The sequence below is a fragment of the Corynebacterium silvaticum genome (assembly GCF_002162115.2).
GTDB lineage: Bacteria > Actinomycetota > Actinomycetes > Mycobacteriales > Mycobacteriaceae > Corynebacterium > Corynebacterium silvaticum.
This window is the reverse complement of the sequence record NZ_CP021417.2, coordinates 1,151,440-1,172,753: the sequence shown is the minus strand read 5'-3', so window position 1 is coordinate 1,172,753 and position 21,314 is coordinate 1,151,440. Positions and strand designations below refer to the sequence as shown.

14 protein-coding genes and 1 tRNA gene are annotated in these 21,314 nt (G+C 52.7%); 8 read left to right on the top strand and 7 right to left on the bottom strand.

The window, feature by feature from the left end; genetic code table 11:
- Positions 1–229 precede the first annotated feature (229 nt).
- The 3 genes from CBE74_RS17990 to CBE74_RS17980 all read left to right on the top strand — a co-directional run bounded on the left by CBE74_RS17990 (position 230) and on the right by CBE74_RS17980 (position 4,406).
- Complete coding sequence (locus tag CBE74_RS17990) at positions 230–835, top strand: MBL fold metallo-hydrolase (RefSeq protein ID WP_087453881.1); 606 nt, start codon at positions 230–232, stop codon at positions 833–835.
- A 251-nt stretch (positions 836–1,086) separates the two neighbouring features.
- Positions 1,087–1,932 (top strand): DoxX family protein, encoded by an 846-nt coding sequence (locus CBE74_RS17985; RefSeq protein WP_087453880.1) that lies wholly within the window; start codon positions 1,087–1,089, stop codon positions 1,930–1,932.
- Between the two features lie 206 nt (positions 1,933–2,138).
- A complete protein-coding gene (locus tag CBE74_RS17980) occupies positions 2,139–4,406 on the top strand; it encodes a HelD family protein (protein ID WP_087453879.1) in 2,268 nt (755 codons plus the stop codon).
- Between the two features lie 72 nt (positions 4,407–4,478).
- On the opposite strand, the gene CBE74_RS17975 is transcribed toward CBE74_RS17980, so the two are convergent.
- From CBE74_RS17975 to rpsA, 6 genes are all read right to left on the bottom strand, one after another.
- A complete protein-coding gene (locus CBE74_RS17975) occupies positions 4,479–4,919 on the bottom strand; it encodes a universal stress protein (RefSeq protein ID WP_087453878.1) in 441 nt (146 codons plus the stop codon).
- Positions 4,920–5,286: 367 nt separating this feature from the next.
- Positions 5,287–7,386, bottom strand: coding sequence for an excinuclease ABC subunit UvrB (gene uvrB / locus CBE74_RS17970; RefSeq protein ID WP_087453877.1), 2,100 nt, complete (start codon positions 7,384–7,386; stop codon positions 5,287–5,289).
- A gap of 44 nt (positions 7,387–7,430) precedes the next feature.
- Positions 7,431–8,669, bottom strand: a complete 1,239-nt coding sequence (locus CBE74_RS17965) for a TIGR04053 family radical SAM/SPASM domain-containing protein (protein ID WP_087453876.1) — start codon at positions 8,667–8,669, stop codon at positions 7,431–7,433.
- 147 nt (positions 8,670–8,816) lie between these two features.
- On the bottom strand, positions 8,817–9,431 hold the full coding sequence (gene coaE, locus CBE74_RS17960; RefSeq protein ID WP_087453875.1) for a dephospho-CoA kinase: 615 nt from the start codon (positions 9,429–9,431) through the stop codon (positions 8,817–8,819).
- Between the two features lie 102 nt (positions 9,432–9,533).
- Positions 9,534–11,546, bottom strand: a complete 2,013-nt coding sequence (locus CBE74_RS17955) for a glucose PTS transporter subunit IIA (RefSeq protein WP_087453874.1) — start codon at positions 11,544–11,546, stop codon at positions 9,534–9,536.
- A gap of 815 nt (positions 11,547–12,361) precedes the next feature.
- On the bottom strand, positions 12,362–13,825 hold the full coding sequence (rpsA, locus tag CBE74_RS17950; protein WP_087453873.1) for a 30S ribosomal protein S1: 1,464 nt from the start codon (positions 13,823–13,825) through the stop codon (positions 12,362–12,364).
- Between the two features lie 240 nt (positions 13,826–14,065).
- Here rpsA and CBE74_RS17945 point away from each other — a divergent pair, with 240 nt between their 5' ends.
- The gene (locus tag CBE74_RS17945; RefSeq protein ID WP_087453872.1) at positions 14,066–14,854 is read left to right on the top strand and encodes a class I SAM-dependent methyltransferase; all 789 of its coding nucleotides are present in this window, start codon (positions 14,066–14,068) and stop codon (positions 14,852–14,854) included.
- Positions 14,855–15,083: 229 nt separating this feature from the next.
- On the opposite strand, the gene CBE74_RS17940 is transcribed toward CBE74_RS17945, so the two are convergent.
- Positions 15,084–15,160: transfer RNA gene (locus CBE74_RS17940), tRNA-Leu, on the bottom strand.
- Positions 15,161–15,300: 140 nt separating this feature from the next.
- On the opposite strand from CBE74_RS17940, the gene polA reads away from it, so the two are divergent.
- The 4 genes from polA (at position 15,301) to CBE74_RS17920 (ending at position 21,312) form a co-directional block, all read left to right on the top strand.
- On the top strand, positions 15,301–17,961 hold the full coding sequence (gene polA, locus CBE74_RS17935) for a DNA polymerase I (RefSeq protein WP_375167314.1): 2,661 nt from the start codon (positions 15,301–15,303) through the stop codon (positions 17,959–17,961).
- A gap of 352 nt (positions 17,962–18,313) precedes the next feature.
- Complete coding sequence (locus tag CBE74_RS17930) at positions 18,314–19,255, top strand: DUF368 domain-containing protein (protein ID WP_087453869.1); 942 nt, start codon at positions 18,314–18,316, stop codon at positions 19,253–19,255.
- Positions 19,256–19,410: 155 nt separating this feature from the next.
- Complete coding sequence (locus CBE74_RS17925) at positions 19,411–20,310, top strand: ABC transporter substrate-binding protein (protein ID WP_087453868.1); 900 nt, start codon at positions 19,411–19,413, stop codon at positions 20,308–20,310.
- A 45-nt stretch (positions 20,311–20,355) separates the two neighbouring features.
- On the top strand, positions 20,356–21,312 hold the full coding sequence (locus CBE74_RS17920) for an ABC transporter permease subunit (protein ID WP_087453867.1): 957 nt from the start codon (positions 20,356–20,358) through the stop codon (positions 21,310–21,312).
- The last annotated feature ends 2 nt before the right edge of the window (positions 21,313–21,314 follow it).

Genomic DNA, 21,314 nt, shown 5'->3' with positions numbered 1-21,314 from the left:
TATCCGCAGGCCCATGATTTTTATCAATCTCCTACTTATACGCAGGTAACCGCTAACTCCACAAGAGACGCATGGTACTTTCAACCTCTTTTACACAACTGGCCCATACAAAGTTGTATTCCCAATCTCGCACACGAGCTTAGGTATCCACAGACCATAGGCTTTCCATCAGACTACACCACATTCGAACATATGGACGCTTTTTAGGTTCTTCGCTATCGTAGATTGTATGAACAACCGAGACATAACACTTGCGCAGATTTCCGTGTCAGAAATGGATAACAACTGTTATCTCCTTTGTGTGGGGAAAGAGGCATTGCTTATCGACGCCGCCGATAACCCACAAGCCCTATTAGATCTAGCTGCTGAAAACGATGTCTCCATCACCGCAGTTCTGAGCACACACAGTCACTGGGACCATCTGCGGGCGCTCCCCCACATTCTTGAGCACACAGGTGCCAAGCACTTTGCGCCTCAACCCGATGCCGCGAATATTAATGCCCCCATAGATGTCCTGCTCACAGACTCAGATGTCCTTTCTTTTGCCGGCCACGATTTTCCGGTTCATATCCTGCATGGACATACTGCAGGTGGTGCTGCGATTGCAGTCCTTATCGGAGAAACCACGCATCTCTTTGTTGGCGATTCACTTTTCCCAGGAGGGGTAGGAAAAACAGAGAACAGCCAGGATTTTATAAAGCTTTTAGATGATGTATCGACCAAACTTTTCCAAAAGTACCCGGATACTACAGTTGTCCATCCTGGCCACGGAAAGCCCACCACATTAGGTGCAGAGCGCCCTCACCTCGACGAATGGCGGGCCCGCGGCTGGTAGGTCAGCAGCGCTCATCACCACAACAAGACCCCACGCACGTACTTCATGCATTAACAATAAGGGAGGAAAATTCCACCAACACAACGTATTGATATGTACCATGGCTTAAGTAGGCGTTGGATAACGCGCACGCTGTTGCTACTGCATGCGCAAACTCGGCTCGCTACCTTTTCTGGTGATTGCTTCATTGCTTTATCGCCAAGATCCCCCAACGGCTGCGCGTCGAATAAATTACGAAGGAGACTTTGCCCATGATCCGCAAGATCGCCCGACCGATGCTCGCTTCCGTTTATATTGCCGACGGCGCGGACACCGTTCTCAATAGCCAAGCACATGTGGAAGGGACTCAGACCGTTCTCGGTCACCTCCGTACAGTTCTTCCGCGGAAATACTACCGTCAGATACCGGATGATCCTAAGCTCATCACGCAGGCAGTAGGCGGTGCGAAGATTGGTGCAGGCACCCTGCTTGCGCTTGGCAAGTCCCCACGTCTTGCCGCAACGACGCTTGCCGCGCTGAGCGTTCCTACGATCCTTGCCCGTCACGCTTTCTGGGAAACTCAGGATCGTGAGGAGAAGACAGCCCGTAAACAAGGTTTCCTTACCAGCGTCGCGCTGCTCGGCGGACTGACTATCACCAGTGTCGATACAGCAGGAAAGCCAAGTTTAAAGTGGCGTGCCGATAAAGCAGCGCAAAAAGCCAGCACCCAAATTCAGCAGGCTCTTCCAACGAAATCTGAAACAGATAAACTCGCTGAGCAGGCACAAGAAACAGCATCAGCCTTTGCCTCCACTGCTAAAGACTGGATCGGCGATGCCACCGATAAGGTAACCGAGTATGCACAAGCTGCTCAGGGCTACGTAGAAGACAACAAGGATGACTGGCTCACAACGGCTCAAAGCAACGCAAAAATCGCTAAGAAAAAGGCAGTAAAAGTTGCCGCTAAGGCTCAGGAACGAGCTGCGGAGGCCTACGCTCAAGCTGAGAAGTCAACTGGACGTTCCGCTAAAAAGGCCAGTAAAAAAGCCTCTCGTTTGCAAAACCAGGCAGAAAAGGCTTTGAATAAAGCCATGAAACGTTTCGACGGAGCCTTCTAACTACCTCTGCTTTGTTTTGAGATAATGCCGGATCGGGTGTCCCGACCCGGCATTTTATTTACCCGAGGACTCACTGCACGCTCTTTTTGTTTTAACGCTATGCTGGATAACTCTTCAGACTCTCAACGGATCATGTTCTGTTTGTAGAGCACATCAGATGAAAACATATTGTCGAGTTTTATGCACGTAATGGGAAAGGCTGTGTATTGAAGTCTCAACAGGGGGCAGAGAATAGTCAACCTGATGCGGTCATCGCCGAGCAGAGGTACGTCGATAAGCTTTTTGGCAAACTTGACGCCGAGGTCTTACGCGCAAATGAACGACTCCGCGAGGTCATGCTCCACGTCGATCCTTCTAACCCGGATGCGGAAGCCTTGGTGCGCCGGGAAACCGAGTATCACTCCCTTAACCAAAAAATTGACCGCCTTAACATCGCCCAACTGGGTTTGGTCTTTGGCCGTATCGATGTCTATTCCGAGTCAACTGATGTCATCGATAATCCGGTGCCTGGGCAGCCCCATGTCGATCGCCGCTATATCGGCAGGATGGGATTAGACGACAGGGACGATGATTATCGGACGCTGTTGCTTGACTGGCGTGCCCCGTTGGCGAGGCCTTTTTATCTAGCGACAACCGCCAACCCTGAGAATGTCTGTGCAAGAAGACACATCCGAACTCGTGGACGCACGGTTACAGGTGTCGATGACGAGCTTCTCTCTGGCAATCAAGTTGCAGAAGCGACCGCAGCCAGCAACGTTGTCAGCGAGTCTGCACTCTATCGAGCTATGCATGAGGCCCGTACTGGACACATGACCTCCATCGTGGAGACGATTCAACGTGAGCAGGACCAGATCATCCGCGACGAGACACGCGGAGTGATGGTCGTGGAAGGTGGTCCCGGCACTGGAAAGACTGCCGTAGCGCTTCACCGGATTGCCTACCTCCTGTACACCTGGCGAGACCACCTGGCTAAATCTGGCGTACTTATCATCGGGCCCAATCGTACTTTTTTGGACTATATTTCTCGCGTGCTCCCTGAGTTGGGAGAAACTGGAGTCGTGCTTTCTACTGTTGGGGATCTCTACCCAACAGTTTCTGGTCATGCCTCTGAGCCGATCTTGACTCGGGAAATCAAGGGTAGCGAAGAAATGGTCACCATTTTGAGCAGGACTGTGAAAAATTATCAGACAGTTCCTCAGGATCCCCAAGAGATCATCATAGATGGCAACATTGCGCTTACTGTCTCCCCTAGCATTATCAAGGCAGCACGCACTCGTGCCAGAAGAACACGCCGACCCCACAATGAGGCACAACCGCTGTTCAAAGAAGCGCTCGTAGAACAACTCACCGCAGTTCTTGCGCAGAAAATAGGCGCGGATCCCCTCGGCGGCGTGAACCTTCTCTCCGCAGCAGATCGCGCGCAGCTTCACGACGATCTCCTCGATGACCCGAGCGTCGAAAAGCTCGTGCGTACCTATTGGCCTGCGCTTGAACCAGAGCAGGTACTCACCGCGCTACTCGAAGATCCCACGGTTATTGCTCAGTCGGCTTTCGACTACGACGAGGAAACGCAAGCAGCGCTTCTGCGTCCTGCAGGTAGCCCCTGGGCTTCTTCAGACGCCGCGCTTCTCGACGAACTCGCCGTTCTCCTAGGCATCCCCGATCCAGAAACTCAGCGCGCGGAAGAAGCCGCCCAATGGCGCGCGCAGATTGAAGAGGCTCAGGATGCTTTGGAAATTTTGACGGGCTCATCAAACACCGACTTGGACGACGAATCCGATGCCGAAATCCTTTCTGCCCACGACATCATCGACGCAGAGACTCTTGCAAAGCGACAGGAAGTCCGCGATGTGCGTACCACAGCACAGCGAGCTCAAGAAGATCATCTGTGGACTTATGGTCATGTGATCATAGACGAGGCCCAAGAGCTCACCCCCATGGAATGGCGCATGGTTATGAGACGAAGTCCATCGAGATGGATGACACTCGTGGGAGATACCTCGCAAACGGGTTCTCCTGCCGGCGTTGATTCTTGGGCAGACACCCTGAACCCTTTTGTGAAACATCGTTTTCGCACGCATCATCTCACCGTTAACTATCGCACTCCCCGAGAAATCATGGACGTGGCTAACCGAGTTCTCGCCTGTTATTCCCCTGAATCTGAGCCGAGCACTGCGCTTAGGGAATCAGGAAACCCCGTTCAATTTCTTCCCCTAGGAAGCGATTCGATCGCCATTGCGCGCTCCTTGCGAGAGCCCGATCCAGACCGACTCACCGCAATCATTGCAGCAGATGACGCTACCCGCGAGGGAGTGCTGGGAGTAAGCGACATTAAAGGCCTCGAATTTGACCATGTGATTGTCGAGGATCCGCACCACATTATTGAAGCATCTCCACAAGGATGGCAAGACTTGTTTGTTGCGCTTACCCGCGCAACGCAGTCCTTGACCGTTATCGGGGAACTTCCTATTTAAAACGGCGAAAGCCCAGTGCTGTTGTCACAAGGCGCTGGGCTTTTATTGTGTTTCAATGAAGATGCGGTTTGCTTAGTTCACTGTGTGAACGATCATCACGTCGCAATCTGATTGCCGGGCTACGTCGGCAGGCACAGATCCCAAAAGGCGACCTGTCAATGAGTTAATACCACGGTTGCCCACAACCAATAGTTCAGCATTGCTCTCTCGAACGATATCCATAAGAGCTTCTACGGGGGTGCCGGGGCGAACTTTCGTCTCCACTTTCACAACACCAAAGCTCCTCGCGTGCTCAGCTGCAGCATCAAGGTTCTTCTGAGCAGGATCGGTGCCAAGGACGGCCACGGAGTCTTGGCGAAGCGTCTTGGAGGCTTCTTCCTTACTCTCGTAATATGCACGACCAATAACGAGGGTGCTGTCTAGCGCCGCAGCAATCTTGGCGGCGCGCTCGACAGCAAGCATCGAAGACTTGGATCCATCAGTACCGACGACGATAGTTGAGTAATCGCTCATGAGAACCTTCCAATAGTTCATCTCGAAAATTACGGCGCAGGGCACACCCGGGACGACCATGCTATGTGGGGAGTCAGCCAGGCGAGCCAACGGAAACCGAGTTTAACAACAGGTACTAGTCAGCTAAGCGGCATGGCGGTGTGCTTTTACAGCCAGAAGCCAAAAACAATGACCGGGGTCACGAGTAGCGGAAATATGTACCATGCCCCACTACCGATTTGGGGGCAAAAATACCTTTTAAGATTTCCTCATAAAGCCAGTTCAGCGAAGTCACTCACCGACACCTTTCACCCTCAGCCTTAAGGTGAAACACGGCATAAAACACAGTCTACAGGCAGAAACAAAGAAGAAAATAGACTAAGAAAAACTAAAGGCCCAATTCTCTCATGCCCCGAAGTTCTTTCTTCAAGTCAACGATCTCATCTCTCAACCTACCCGCAAGCTCGAACTTCAGGCCCCTAGCAGCCTCCCCCATTTGTGCGGTAAGTTCAGATATGAGCGCCTCCACTTTGTCTGCGGGCATAGTAGAAAGATCCCGCTTCTCCGCAAGAGCTGCGTCAGCAGCAGCCTCCTGGGGAGCTGCTTCCCCTCGCGCCTCTTGAACCTGGTCCAAAATATCCGCGATTTTCTTTCGCAACGGCTGCGGATCAATGCTGTGTTCTGTGTTGTAAGCGATCTGCTTCTCGCGGCGCCGCTCGGTCTCATCAATCGCATACTGCATCGAGTCAGTGATTTTATCTGCATACATAATGACTGATCCGGACACATTTCTGGCAGCACGTCCGATTGTCTGGATGAGAGACTTGGTAGACCTTAAGAAGCCTTCTTTGTCCGCATCGAGGATCGCCACAAGCGAAACCTCCGGCAAATCAAGCCCCTCCCTGAGGAGGTTAATACCCACCAAAACGTCATATTCACCCAGCCTGAGCTGCCGCAAAAGCTCTACCCGCTGCAAGGTATCGATATCGGAATGGAGATACCTCACCCGAACATTGTTTTCCAACAGGTAATCAGTGAGGTCTTCCGCCATTTTCTTGGTCAGCGTGGTAACCAAGACGCGTTCCTCTTTCTGCGTTCTTTGCCTGATTTCATGAATCAGATCATCGATCTGCCCCTTCGTGGGGCGAACGTCCACCTGTGGGTCAAGCAAGCCGGTGGGACGAATGACCTGTTCAACGTATTCTCCCCCAGCAGCAGCAAGCTCGTAGTCCCCTGGGGTGGCGGACATATACACGGTTTGCCCGACTCGCTGTTCAAATTCTTCCCAGCGCAAAGGCCGGTTATCCAAAGCAGAGGGAAGCCGGAAGCCAAACTCAACGAGGTTACGCTTCCTCGACATATCGCCTTCAAACATGCCGCCGATCTGAGGAACAGTTACGTGCGACTCATCAATGATGGTGAGAAAGTCTTCTGGGAAGTAATCAAGCAATGTTGCAGGCGCAGAGCCGGTTTCTCGATCATCAAGATGTCTCGAATAATTCTCAATGCCCGAGCAGAAACCAACCTGCTCAATCATCTCAAGGTCATACTCGGTACGCATCCGGAGTCGCTGTGCTTCCAGGAGCTTCCCCCGGTTTTCCAAGTCCGTAAGACGATCCGCCAGTTCTTCTTTAATCCCCTCGATAGCTTTGGCCATGCGCTCCGGGCCTGCGACATAGTGCGTTGCGGGAAAGATGCGAACTTCTTCCACTCGTCTAATCACTTCACCAGTCAGCGGATGAATGTAGTACAAAGCATCAATCTCATCCCCAAAAAACTCCACGCGAACCGCGACTTCTTCATAAGCAGGGATGATGTCTACGGTGTCCCCCTTAACCCGGAATGCCCCTCGGGTAAACCCAATATCGTTTCGGTCATACTGGATGTCAACAAGGAGCCGCAGGAATCGATCGCGTTCGACTTCCTCCCCCACCTTAAGCATGACCGATCTATCGAGGTATGACTGCGGAGTTCCCAGGCCGTAAATGCAGGAAACCGAGGAGACCACAACAACATCTCTGCGGGACAAAAGCGAACTCGTTGCGCGGTGGCGCAGCCGCTCCACGTCATCGTTAATCGATGAATCCTTTTCAATGTACGTATCGGTCTGCGCAATATATGCCTCTGGCTGGTAATAATCATAGTAAGATACAAAATATTCCACTGCATTATTGGGGAGAAGCTGCCGCAGCTCATTGGCCAACTGCGCTGCCAAGGTCTTATTAGGTGCCATAACCAGCGTTGGCCGTTGTTGCTGCTCAATCAACCATGCCGCAGTCGCAGATTTACCCGTACCCGTTGCACCCAGCAATACGACGTCGCGCTCACCGCGAGTAAGCCGCGCATCGAGTTCTTTAATTGCGGCAGGCTGATCGCCCGCCGGCTTATAGTCCGATACAACATTAAACGTCCCACGTGCACGCTCAATGTCCCCAACCGGACGAAAATCTGATACGGATAATTCAGGATGTTCTGCAGCAAAAGCCATAGCGACGAGTCTACGCGGTAGCACTGCACCAACGCCGCTATATTCTAAAATTCCACAGATGTGTGTCCGGCTTCCGTCCACGCTTGCGGCATATAGGCACACGTGGGATCGGACGCTCTCAGGTCTCCGGTGAGTGCATATGCTGTTGATCGTGAGCCACCACAAAGATCGTGATACTCACACACCGAACATTTTCCGTGCCAATGATTGGGATCACGAAGCGCCTTAAAGGCCGGCGAATGCGCATAAATATCCTTGATTGAGGTTTCCTTCACATTGCCGCAGTGCAACGGCAGGAAACCGCTCGGATATACATCCCCCACGTGATCAATAAAAACAAATCCGGAACCCGAGTTCACCGCCATGGGAGGCCTAGGAGTCCTAGGATGTTCAGGAATTGCACCCAGAAGCCTTGTAGTCTCTGCTGTGAGATAGTCGTAAAGTTCTCCCCCTTTATACGGCGGCAGCTCGCCAGACATGCGCAGTTTATGCTGAATGACCACGCGACGATATTGCGGGGCTTCGGTGGTTTTGATGGCGATCCTATTGGCGACGTCGGCAAGCCAATAAAGAGCGTCTTCTCGTTCCTGCGGACTCAGAGCATTCAACGCTGCTCCGCGCCCCGTTGGCACCAGAAAGAAGACGTACCACATCTTCGCCCCCATCTCCATCACGGTTTTCAGGAGCAAAGGTGCCTCTCGAATATTATTTTTGGTCAGGGTCGAATTGATTTGCAGCCGGAAACCCGCATCAAGAATTGTCTGCGCCATCGAGACGGTTGCGTCAAAAGTTCCACTAAAGCCACGGAAGGCGTCATGCGTCTGAGCTGTGGCCCCATCCAATGACATCGACATTGCTTTGCCGCCGAGATCATGAAGACGGTGAATGCGTTCTGCAGTCAAACGGGGAGTAACCGATGGCGACAACGACATTGAAAGGCCCTGTTGTGTCCCGTATTCCACGAGTTCTTCTAGGTCTTCCCGTTCAAAGGGATCGCCGCCCGTAAGAACCACTAACGGGCGTGGTCTGTCATAGGAAGCCAAGTCCCGAAGCAGTGCAAAACCTTGCTCCGTGGTGAGTTGTCCGGGGTGAGGGTTATGCTGAGCATCCGCGCGACAATGCTTGCACACAAGGCCACAGGCTCGCGTAACCTCCCAAATCGCGATGAAAGGTTTATGGCTTATATCGCCACGCACGCGTCGTACTACTTTAAAAGCATCAGGGTTCCCCGGCAACGGCGAAGAATGTGAGGTGGACAGCGATTTCATTGGAGACGCGGCCATAGATGGATCCCTTCAGCAACACAACAACAAGTCATCCTTTTGGATGACTTCATCTACAAACTATCCTCCTACTTTTTCTGTTACTATTCCAGGAATAGGGCACCCGAAGAACACGAGTAAAACATAGTGAGAATGGACACGCTGGTATCACATGTTTTCCCGCGAGCGCGCCACCTGCAATAAATGCTCCCATAGTTCCTCTATGTGGGGTTCGAGCTCTGAAAGGGTCCGGGAATTATCAATGACGATGTCAGCTTTTTCCAGCCGAACAGCGTCATTTATCTGACGCGCGATTCGATTCCGCGCGTCTTGCTCTTGGAGACCCCGGAAAGCAACCAGCCGCTGAACCCGAATCTCAGCCGGGACATCAACGACTACAACCAAATCCACCTCCGCGGCAAGGCCCTGCTCAAGCAAAAGCGGATGATCGAGCACCGCAACACGATTCCCCTCTTCCCGGGCCTGAACAAGGCGCTCCCCAATCCGGCGGCGGATTTCAGGATGCGTAATCCCATTCAGCAGCTGCGTGTGTTCCTTGTCAACAAATGCTCGACTGGCAAGCAAGGAACGGTCAAGAACGCCATCCACTACCACGTCATCCCCGAAGGCTTGCGCCAAGTCCAAGAGGACCGAAGATCCCGGTTCCACAGCCTCGCGGGCAATCTGATCGGCGTCGATAATGCATGCGCCCTTGCATGCCAGTGCCTTGGACACCGTAGACTTACCGCTCCCGATTCCTCCAGTTAATCCAACAATGATCATGGATTAAGCCTAGCGCCGCCGCCTTGTACTACATAAGAAAACCGCCCCTTCACGTTGTGTAAAGGGGCGGCGAGACTTCCTTGCTCACAAGGAACCGTCTAATTAAGCCTTTGTGGTAATGACCGTGGTGTCAAAGTCAACGTGTGATGCTGGAGCACTGTTAACCTCATCAAACTTAACGGTGTTTGTTACCAGGACCGGGGTGATCATGTTGTAGCCCTTGGACGTGATGAAGTCCTTATCAAAGCTGATAAGCTTCTGCCCCTTGGACACATGCTGCTTCTTTTCCACGTGCACGGTGAAGCCTTCTCCACCCAGCTGAACGGTATCAATACCAACGTGGATCAAGAGCTCTACACCGTTGTCTAGGCGCAGTCCGACAGCATGTCCGGACTTTTGAACAGTCAGGACCGTCGCATCTTCAGGCGCAACAACATCCGCACCAGAAGGAACGATAGCAATACCTTTACCCAGCTTTTCTGCAGAGAAAATTGGGTCCGGAACCTCAAACAATGCAACAGCTTCACCTTCAAGTGGGCTGCTCAGCAAAGTAACAGCGCCGGCTTCCAGAGCCGTCTTGGTTGCCACTGCCGTCGCAACGGCTGCGCCACCAGCAACAGGAGCTGCAGCAGGCACAGGCGCAGGTGTGACCTCGTTGTTCTCAGCGGCACGATTAGCAGCAAGGTTTGCAAGAATTTCAGCCTTTTCTTCCTTACCGCGGTAATCGAAGAAGATAACCAGGAAGAACGAGGTGAAGAAGGCTGCAGCGATGGCGATAGCGTAGCCACCAATGGGATCCATCGCAGGGATCGTGAGCAGCGAGGTGAAGACAAAGGCAGAAGCCTTGATGTCAAAGATGCCGGCAACAACGCCACCGACAAAACAACCGGCGAGCAAGCGCGGGTAGCACTTCTTAAAGCGCAGAACCACACCGTAAAGCGAAGGCTCAGTGATACCCCCCAAGAGACCGGCCATCACGCCACCCAGCGAGACCTGGCGCATCTGTACGTTGCGTTCCTTGATGGAGAGAACCAGAACGCCAGCAACAAGACCGAAGCAAGCAAAGTTCCATGTACCCATGGGACCTTGGATGAAGTCATAGCCCAGAGTTGCAAGGTTGGAGACCATGATTGCGTTAAGCGGCCAGTGCAGACCCAGCGGAACCAGGAATGGGTACAGCAGCGGAATGATGATTGCTAGCACGAATGGCGAGAAGTCATTAACCGCGTAGAGGAAGTTGGAGATGAGGTTACCGATTCCGATACCGAAAGGACCGAGCAGGAACGCGGTAGCAGAGATCATAATCAACAGGGAGAAGAACGGCACGAACACCATCTGAACAGCGCTCGGGATGAGCTTCTTCAAGCCCTTTTCCACAAAGAACAGACCGATAGCAGCGAGCAACGGTGGGAAGACCTGACCGGAGTAATCGTTCAACACCAGCGGCATGCCAAAGATTTCAACGGTGTCGCCAGCCTTGCCCATCGCCAAGAACTCGGGAGTAAGCATAGCCGCGGGAATAGCGGCACCAACCCACTCGTTAGCTCCAAGCTTCTTTGCCGCAGTTGCGCCAATCATCACAGGCAGGAAGTAGAAGACAGAGCGCCACATTGCATGGAGCAGCTGATAACCAGCGGGTTGCTCATCAATGGGAGCACGGAAATCTTGCCACCCGAAGGTATCGGCAAGCACCAGCATGGTGATAATCAGTGAAGCACCCAGCAGAGCCCACAAAATGGGACGGAAAGTATCCGAGAGGAACTCAAAGGAATAGTCCACCCATGAGTACTTGCCGCGCACTCCACCGTATTGCTTCTTGGTAGAAGCATTTCCACCATCAGAATCACCGGCAGCCTTAGAGGCCATACCTGGCAAACGAACGATGTCTTGGTAGTAGTTAGCAACACCGCCGCCCATTACTACCTGAAGTCCAGTGGATCCCTGAGGGACAACACCAAGAACATCACTATTAGAGTCCAGAGCCGTTTGGTCTGCCTTGGACTGATCATGAAGCTGGAAGCGAAGACGCGTAGCGCAGTGCGTGAGCGATGCCACGTTATCCACGCCACCAACCTTGTCCAAAATGAACTCAGATGTCTGCTTTGTAGACGCCATGAGCCTACCTTTCAAACGTTGTGTTTGTTCTGTTCCCAACGTCGACACCTGTTCAAATGGTCACAGTCGGAACAAAAATCGGAAAACAATCACAATCCTAGTAATAAAACGGGCCGGATACAACACAGAAACAACAAGTTCAGAAACTCCCATCTCCCTTCATTCCCCCCGCTCAGCCCCCTCTTTAACTTTCTGCAGTCCGAAAGGCGTTACGCATGGCAAGTCTCGGAACACACACTCGCAAACGTGTTATAAATCACTCTCTTATCTTAATTATTTTTAACCTCATATTTTATTGACGGAAGAATTTTCTATCCGGGATTGACTAGCCATTCTCCTGCAAAGTCAGCAGGTCAGCTCTGCAACATCATTGCGATGGCAAAGAATGAAGACATGTGACTGCCCCCCTTTCCACACCCCCTTATTGCACAGCTTTTAAAGAAAGGGCGTGGAATTGCCACCTCGTGAATAAGCGCACTGTCAACGTATATTCCTTGATAATCCGCATTAAAGCTATGCCGAGAATATGTTTTCCCATCCGGATTGGAGCACTTATCGACGTTTGCGTTCTCGGCGGTTCAGGGACCACGTTAGGGTTCCTGCCCCCCTATCTCGCGGGCGTCCCACGGATCATAGAATCACAGAGGATGAATCTCGCAGCAAAGTCCTCAAACACTTCATAGAAGATTGCGCCCTACGACGAGGATTCACACCCTCTAAAAGTGATTCCACATTGCGCCAAAGACCTAAGGGCATAAAGAGAGCGCCTAAGGAATATTCCTTAGGCGCTCTCTTATTGAAGTACCAATTCAAGATTAGTTACCAGCGAGCTTCTCGCGAAGAGCAGCAAGCTGCTCGTCAGAAGCCAGGGAGCCACCCTCAGCCTCAGAAGCTGCTTCGGCCGGAGCTGCCTCAGCGGTCTCAGAGGAGTAGTTAGCTTCCTCGCCAGCTGCTGCTTCCTCTGCAGCTGCAGCTACGCGGTTCTTCTCAATCTGAACAGTGTGCAGCTGGAAGCGACGCTCGGACTCTGCGTAGCGAGCCTCCCATGCCTGACGCTGCTCGTCGAAGCCTTCCATCCACTCGTTGGTCTCCGGATCGAAGCCCTCGGGGAAGATGTAGTTGCCCTGCTCGTCGTAAGAGTCAGCCATACCGTACTTGGATGGGTCGAACTCTTCGGTGTAATCCTCGTCAGCCTGCTTGAGGGAGAGGGAGATACGACGACGCTCGAGATCGATGTCGATGACCTTGACCATAGCCTCGTCGCCGACGTTGACAACCTGGTCCGGAACCTCGACGTGGCGCTGTGCCAACTCGGAGATGTGGACCAAGCCCTCGATGCCCTCTTCGACGCGAACGAACGCACCGAATGGAACAAGCTTGGTGACCTTGCCCGGAACGATCTGGCCCACAGCGTGAGTGCGAGCGAAGACGCGCCATGGGTCTTCCTGAGTAGCCTTCAGGGACAGGGAGACGCGCTCGCGATCGAGATCAACGTCGAGAACCTCAACGGTAACCTCATCGCCGACAGCAACGACCTCAGATGGGTGATCGATGTGCTTCCAGGAGAGCTCGGAAACGTGAACGAGTCCGTCCACGCCGCCGAGGTCGACGAATGCACCGAAGTTGACGATCGAGGAGACAACGCCCTTGCGGACCTGACCCTTCTGCAGCTGGTGAAGGAACTCAGAGCGGACCTCAGACTGGGTCTGCTCGAGCCATGCACGACGAGACAGAACAACGTTGTTGCGCTGCTTGTCCAGCTCGATGATCTTAGCTTCGATCTGCTGTCCGATGTATGGATCCAGATCGCGAACACGGCGCATCTCGACGAGAGATGCAGGCAGGAAGCCACGGAGTCCGATGTCCAGGATGAGACCACCCTTGACAACCTCGATGACGGTACCGGTAACCGGCTCGTCCTTCCCCTTGAGCTCCTCGATGGCGCCCCATGCACGCTCGTACTGTGCGCGCTTCTTGGACAGGATCAGACGGCCTTCTTTGTCTTCCTTGGTAAGAACAAGAGCGTCGATCTGGTCGCCGACCTCGACGACCTCGTCCGGGTCGACATCGTGCTTGATGGAAAGCTCGCGTGAAGGGATAACACCTTCAGTCTTGTATCCGATGTCGAGCAAAACCTCGTCGTGGTCAACCTTAACCACGGTGCCCTCGACGATGTCACCATCGTTGAAGTACTTGATGGTTGCGTCGACAGCTGCGAGGAAATCCTCAGCGGAGCCAATATCGTTGATGGCTACCTGAGGGACGTTGTTGGTGGGCATATGTTAAGTGCTCCGAATTAGGTAGGAATAGTTGATGGACAGGAACGTATCTCTCAAAAAATCACTACTTGAGCTGCGATTTTGATCCCGCTAGAGCCGTACGCCATCCTCCTACTTGGGACTAACATATAGCTTAAGCACAGACACGCTCGCTCAAGGATAGTGCATTTTCCCTGCTAGATCAAGATTGACACTCCGTGTTTCTTCCCCCATCCTCGGCACGGGTTAGTCTTCAAGACTATGAGCAGTTTAGACCCCTGCACCCCAGATGCGATCACCGTTTCCACCCACGAGGCCGCCCACGCAAGCCAAACGTGGTGGGACAGCGATGCGCAGCGGTATCACGACGAACACCAGGAATACCTATCCGGCTTTTATTGGTGTCCTGAAATGCTCGCTGAGGAAGACGCTCACCTGCTGGGAGACGTCCGCAATAAGCGGGTATTAGAAATCGGCTGCGGTTCTGCTCCCTGCTCACAGTGGCTCGCTCGCAACGGCGTTGGCTTTATCACCGGCTTTGACCTCTCACTTGCAATGCTGCGGCACGCAAATCACGATGCTCCCCCACTCCCACTGGTCAACGCCGATGCACAATCGCTCCCATTCAAAGACACGTCCTTTGACATAGCGTTTTCGGCGTTTGGTGCTTTTCCTTTTATCCCAGACATCACCGCAACGCTTTTCGATGTCTCCCGCATCCTCACCGACGACGGTCGTCTAGTATTTTCCGTCAACCACCCCATGCGCTGGGTTTTCCCCGACGACCCAGGACAACCCGGCTTGATAGCTTCCATCCCGTATTTTCAGCGCAGTTACGTCGAAGAAGACGAGGAAGGTCGGCCTACGTACGTAGAGTTCCAGAGAACAATCGGCGATTGGGTACGTGCACTCACCCAGGCGGGCTTTATTCTCCAGGACATCATCGAACCGGAATGGCCCCACGATCTCACCCGTTCCTGGGGCCAATGGTCACCGCTTCGAGGAAAAATCTTCCCCGGCACTGCCATATTCGTGGCCCATAAAGCCTAGGACTTGGCCCCTTCTTTGTCGTTTTTGAGAACGCTAAAAATTCCGTCCTGGAGTTTTACAGGCACCACACCCGCTAGCGTTCTCAAAAACGACATTGTGGCTTCCTAGCGCAAAGGTGACAGGTCACATCAAATGAGACTGGAAACGTCCGCATCCCCTTAACTCTCAAAACACAACATCATAAAAAGCGCCATCTACCAGCATGAAGCTAGCAGATGGCGCTTATAAATGGTGCCCCTGGTGAGACTCGAACTCACACTGCACGGGTTTTGAATCCGTTTCCTCTGCCAATTGGGATACAGGGGCGCTGCAAAAAAATATTAGCGGACATGGGCGTAAAAAGGCTAATCCGCTCGTAGATAGGGAAAAGTTCGGATTTTCTCGCAAAGCTTGGCCCCAGTGGAAGCGGGGAGGTGAGTGAGACAAAAAATAACTAGACTAACCACGTGACTTCAACTAGCAACCGTTTAATGCTTATCGACGGCCACTCGATGGCGTTCCGCGCGTTTTATGCGCTGCCGGCCGAAAACTTTTCCACATCAGGTGGGCAAGCGACCAACGCTGTCTATGGATTCCTATCGATGCTCTCTTCTCTTTTGAACGAGGAGAAGCCGTCTCACGTGGCGGTGGCTTTTGATATTGGCCGGAAGACTTTCCGCACAGACATGTTCCCTGAGTATAAGGCTCAGCGTGAAGCCACGCCGCCAGAGTTCAAAGGCCAGGTCGAGCTCATTAAAGAGGTTCTTGAAGCTTTGGGGATCACCACCCTGGGAAAAGAGAACTACGAGGCAGACGACGTCATCGCTACGCTGGCAACCGCCGCGCAGCCACTGGGATTTGAGACTCTCATCGTCACAGGCGACCGTGATTCCTTCCAGCTTGTCAACGAGACCACAACCGTTCTTTACCCGATGCGCGGGGTCTCAGTGCTCCATCGCTTTACCCCTGAAGCGGTGGAAGAAAAATATGGCCTCACACCTGCGCAATATCCAGACTTTGCTGCATTGCGAGGAGACCCTTCGGATAACCTGCCCAACATTCCCGGCGTGGGTCCCAAAACAGCTACCAAATGGATCGTGGAGTACGGCAGCCTTGATCAGCTACTGGAGCACGCTGATGACATCAAAGGTAAAGCTGGCACGAGCTTCCGTGAGCGTTTAGAGCAGGTTCGGATGAACCGGACGCTGACGGAGATGGTAAAAGATCTTGAGTTGCCATATTCCCCCGACGAACTGGGTCTCAAACCGGCGCAGGTAGCAGGCGTGGCTGAAAAATTTGATGAGCTCGAATTTGGCACCAACCTGCGCGAACGCGTGATGGGAGCAGTGGGGGCCGATGCAAGCACAGCAATCACGGAAGAGCGTGCTGAAGTCACCGTGGAGCAGACAGCTCTTAGCGAGTGGCTAGCGCAACGTGAGGGCGAAGGTCTTGCTATATATGTGCGTGGACGAGGCACCCCGGCGACCGGAGATGCTGAAGCTTTAGCGATCGCAGATAAGCAACGGCGCGTAATCGCCATCGATCTTTCAGATATTGACCCGAAAGATGAAAAGGCTCTGGCGCAGTGGCTGAGTAGTGAAAGCCCCAAGTATTTGCACGAAGCAAAAGCGGCTTTCCATATGCTCTCCGGCCGTGGGTTTGATCTCAACGGAATTGCCCACGATACAGCCATTGCCGCATATCTTCTTAGGCCGGGTCAACGCACTTATGATTTGAAAGACGTTTATCAGCGCCATCTGCAGCGTCAGCTCTCTGGAGAGGAATCTCAGGGGCAGCTTTCGCTTCTCGATGCTCCCGGCTCGGAAGAGCTCATCGATTCTGTCATTGCAATTCTTGAGCTTTCCGAGGAGCTGACCAAGCAGTTAGAAGCTATTGATTCCTTCGAGCTATACCGCGATCTTGAATTGCCGCTCACGTTGATCCTGGCGCGGATGGAAGCCGCTGGCATCGCAGTTGATGTGGAAACTCTAGAAGATCAGCTAAAAGTTTTTATCGAGCGAGTTCAAGAGCATGAAGAGGCCGCTCGGAATATCGCGGGTGATCCATCCTTAAATCTTTCGAGCCCCAAACAGCTCCAAGTCGTTCTTTTTGAGACTCTGGGCTTGCCTAAAACCAAAAAGACAAAGACGGGATACTCCACAGCTGCTAAAGAGATTGAGGCGTTAGCTGTTAAACATCCGGACCCCTTCCTCGATCATCTTCTTGCACACCGTGAGAATCAGAAACTGAAAACAACGCTAGAAGGTCTCATTAAAGCAGTCGGGTCGGATGGCCGTATCCACACGACCTTTAATCAGACCGTTGCTTCTACAGGGCGTTTAAGCTCAACAGAACCCAATCTGCAAAACATCCCGGTTCGTACGCAAGACGGTAGGAAAATTCGATCGGCATTTGTCGTGGGCGAAGGGTATGAAACGCTCCTCACCGCGGATTATTCCCAGATTGAAATGCGTGTGATGTCCCATCTTTCTGAGGATCCTGGTCTTATTGAGGCCTATCGTAAAGGCGAAGATCTCCATAACTACGTAGGCTCTAGAGTTTTCGAGGTCCCGGTGGATCAGGTGACGCCAGAATTGCGTCGTCGAGTAAAAGCGATGAGCTATGGCTTGGTCTATGGGCTATCGGCCTTTGGTCTCGGGCAGCAGCTAAATATTCCTGCTGGCGAAGCCAAGCAGATTATGACGAGCTATTTTGAGCGTTTTGGTGGAGTAAAACAGTATCTGGATAACGTGGTGGAGCAGGCTCGAAAAGATGGATTTACCTCCACGTTGTTCGGTAGGCGTCGGTACCTTCCTGAGCTTGGTTCAGATAACCGAGTGGCTCGCGAAAACGCAGAACGCGCTGCACTTAATGCCCCTATCCAGGGAACAGCCGCAGACATTATCAAGGTCGCAATGATCCGTGTTGACCATGAGCTGAAAAAGGCTGGGGTTGCCTCTCGTGTGCTGCTGCAGGTTCACGACGAACTCGTGGTGGAAATTGCACCAAACGAGTTGGAACAGGTGCGTGAAATAGTGGAAAAGGAAATGAACGCGGCCATTTCTTTGCGTGTACCTCTTGAGGTCTCAGCAGGTAGCGGCCCTAACTGGGAAGTAGCAGCCCACTAGTCGGTGGATGTAACAGCTGAAAGTCCGTTTGTTGGCAAGGCAGCCTTCAAGCGCACTTTTGTTTTCACGTGTCGTGACCTGCTGCCTCGACGTTAGGAGCAAAATGTCGTTTTTGAGAACGCTAGAAATCTTGTCCTGGGATTTTACTAACGGCATACTCGCTAGCGTTCTCAAAAACGACATTCCTACCAATTTTCCTCCAATTCCTCCCCGCTTTTCTTCTTCACAATGCCGCGTAGGTTTGTGAGCCATCAGGACTTTCTTTAAAAAACCGTCTAAGGTGTCAAGCTGTACATTTTTAACAACTACAGTGGCCGCTTTCTTGCAACGGCCACCTAGAAGAAAGCGGTTCATGGCAGCCACACCCCAAGCGACTACCAGGTCCTCATCCTTCTCCGGTTCCATTTTGCACGTCATCGCAGGCGGACTTATTGGTCTTGCTGAGATGGTTCCCGGCGTTTCCGGCGGCACTGTTGCACTCGTCGTAGGTATTTATGAACGAGCTATCCACAATGGTCATGCCCTACTCCATTTAGTTCGCACCATGTTTACTAACCCATCCGGGTTAAAGGAAGCAGCACGACGCGTGGAATGGCTCTTCCTCGCATGCGTAGGATTTGGCATGGTGACCACGGTTCTTTTGCTTTCTTCTGTGATGCATAATTTCGTGGAAAATCATGGGCAATCCGCTCGCGCTCTCTTCCTAGGCATGGTGGCTGTTTCTATTACGGTGCCATTGCTCATGATTTCCCGAAAAGACTACTCGCAAAAACGCGTGGCTATCATTGCGGCTTTCGTTATCGCGGCGATCCTTACGTTTATCGGCACAGGTTTTACTTCTGAGGAAAAAACTGATCCGTCGTTAGTCGTGATCTTCTTCGCGGCTGCGATAGCAGTATGCGCCCTGGTTTTGCCCGGCATTTCTGGCTCTTTCATCCTCTTGTCTTTGGGCCTCTACGCTCCAGTCATCGGAGCGGTCAGCGACCGTAACCTCACGGTCATGGCCATATTTGCGCTTGGCGCATTGACCGGAATTGCGTGCTTTATCAAGGTTCTGGATTACCTGATTACTGTTCACCGAACAATCACACTGGCTACCATGGCGGGGTTAATGCTTGGTTCGCTACGTGTATTGTGGCCTTGGCAGGATCTTTCCGGCTCCCCTGCGGCACCTTTCGGAAACATCGGCATGACCATTCTTTTGATCCTTGTTGGAGGCGGAATTGTGGCAGCGATCATGCTGGTAGAACGTCGTTTTAACACCAAGCCCAACACCGAATCAGAAACCGCTTAGCTTAAGGTTTTCTCCTTAAACTCCACCGAGTTCGGCTGAGCAAAGCCATGGATGTGATAGCTCCCCTCGTGCAAGATATTGCGGGGTTGCATCGTTTTCCATGGCTTTTAGCCTGTCGATTAACATAATATGTAGGAAGCGGTATTATTTGCTCCATGAAATCCCTCACCCGTGTCTTGGCTTTGTGTACTGCAATTACACTTGCCGTCTCACTCAGCGCGTGTGTGACCAATGAAGAACAAGGTCACCCCGACGGCTGGGAAGAGGTCTCACCTCCCGCAGTACCCGACATTACTGCTCTAGTCCCCCAACCTCTTGCAGAAAAGGGCACACTGGTAGCAAGCGCTAACCCGCCATTCGCGCCTTTTGAGTTCAAGGATTCGCGGCATGAGATCATCGGGATGGAAATGGATCTTATGAGGGCTGCCTCATCGGTCATGGGCCTTAAGTACCAGCCGATCGAGCAGGATTTTTCCCTCATCCTCCCCTCCCTCAGCGCCGGAACCATCGATGTGGGCGCCTCTGGTTTTACGGATAATGAGGAGCGGCGGAAAAATTATGACTTTGTTGATTTCCTCTATGCGGGAGTTCAGTGGGGACAACAAGTTGGTTCACCTGTAGACCCAAATAACGCTTGTGGCTTATCCATCGCAGTGCAACGCACAACGGTCGCCGACACAGATATTGTGAGGCCAATGAGCGACGATTGCGTAGCCCAGGGCAAAAAGCCTATCGAGGTCCTGGCGTACGAGACCAGTGATCAGGCCGCGACCGCGCTTGTTCTTGGCCGTGCAGATGCTTTTGTCGCAGATTCGCCGGTGCTGGCATGGGCTATTTCCAGGTCCGAAGGAAAGCTAGAAGCAGTGGGTTCCATCAGCGATGCCGCGCCCCATGGCTTTGCAGTCCCTAAGGGATCTCAACTTGGTACGGCACTGGCCGCTGCGCTGCAGCACCTCATTAAAACTGGTGACTACCAACGAATCCTCAAAATGTGGGGAATTGATGCGGGTCTTGTTTCCTCAGCGATGATCAACGAAGTACCCATCGCTCAATAAGCATCCCTCTATTAACCGCTATCCCTAAAAACATAAGGAAACTACATGACTTCCCCACAACCGAAACCCATCCAAGCGAAGCCGCTGCGTCACCCCGGCCGCTGGGTTGCCGCCATCCTTATTCTTCTAGTGTTCCTCTGGTTTATCATCAGCGCGGCCACCAATGAAGCGTATGGTTGGGACACGTATGTTCAGTATCTCTTTGATACTCGTATCGCTTTAGCCGCAGGACATACTCTCGCCATCACTGTCTTGTCCATGATCTTGGGCGTTGTCTTAGGCTGTGCCGTGGCCGTCATGCGCATGTCGCCTAATCCAGTCCTGCGCACTGTCTCGTGGTTCTATCTGTGGATTTTCCGTGGAACTCCGGTTTACGTCCAGCTCGTCTTCTGGGGGCTCCTCGGTTCGCTGTATCAAACAGTCAACCTTGGCTTTACAGAAATATCCTTGGAAAATGCCCTTTCCAACATGTTCCTACTCGCGGTTTTAGGACTCGGTCTCAACGAGGCCGCATATATGGCAGAAATCGTCCGTTCTGGATTGCAGGCGGTTCCCGAGGGACAGACTGAAGCTTCCAAAGCCTTGGGTATGAGCTGGTGGATGACCATTCGTCGTACGGTCCTGCCCCAAGCGATGCGTATTATTGTCCCTCCTACGGGCAACGAGTTTATTTCTTTGCTCAAGACCACGTCCTTGGTCGTAGCAATCCCTTACACCGCTGAGCTTTACGGCCGCGCCACAGACATCGCTGCAGCACTGTTCGATCCGGTACCCCTGCTTCTGGTGGCCGCAACGTGGTATCTGGCTATTACCTCGCTGTTGATGGTCGCGCAAAGTTACTTGGAAAAGTACTTCGACCGAGGCGCAACGCGTGAGCTGACTGCTCGCCAGCTTGCAGCGCTTGCCGACGCAGAAGGCACCCTCCCCAAAAACGTCAATATCGTCGCCGAGCCTCCTATGCGGCAGCACCGACACCCACGTAACCCGCAGAAAGGCGCTTGATA

Coding starts and splice junctions, on each gene's coding strand:
- CBE74_RS17990 (WP_087453881.1), top strand. CDS start 230: ATGAACAACCGAGACATAACACTTGCGCAGATTTCCGTGTCAGAAATG.
- CBE74_RS17985 (WP_087453880.1), top strand. CDS start 1,087: ATGATCCGCAAGATCGCCCGACCGATGCTCGCTTCCGTTTATATTGCC.
- CBE74_RS17975 (WP_087453878.1), bottom strand. CDS start 4,919: ATGAGCGATTACTCAACTATCGTCGTCGGTACTGATGGATCCAAGTCT.
- uvrB (WP_087453877.1), bottom strand. CDS start 7,386: ATGGCTTTTGCTGCAGAACATCCTGAATTATCCGTATCAGATTTTCGT.
- CBE74_RS17965 (WP_087453876.1), bottom strand. CDS start 8,669: ATGGCCGCGTCTCCAATGAAATCGCTGTCCACCTCACATTCTTCGCCG.
- coaE (WP_087453875.1), bottom strand. CDS start 9,431: ATGATCATTGTTGGATTAACTGGAGGAATCGGGAGCGGTAAGTCTACG.
- CBE74_RS17955 (WP_087453874.1), bottom strand. CDS start 11,546: ATGGCGTCTACAAAGCAGACATCTGAGTTCATTTTGGACAAGGTTGGT.
- rpsA (WP_087453873.1), bottom strand. CDS start 13,825: ATGCCCACCAACAACGTCCCTCAGGTAGCCATCAACGATATTGGCTCC.
- CBE74_RS17945 (WP_087453872.1), top strand. CDS start 14,066: ATGAGCAGTTTAGACCCCTGCACCCCAGATGCGATCACCGTTTCCACC.
- CBE74_RS17930 (WP_087453869.1), top strand. CDS start 18,314: ATGGCAGCCACACCCCAAGCGACTACCAGGTCCTCATCCTTCTCCGGT.
- CBE74_RS17925 (WP_087453868.1), top strand. CDS start 19,411: ATGAAATCCCTCACCCGTGTCTTGGCTTTGTGTACTGCAATTACACTT.
- CBE74_RS17920 (WP_087453867.1), top strand. CDS start 20,356: ATGACTTCCCCACAACCGAAACCCATCCAAGCGAAGCCGCTGCGTCAC.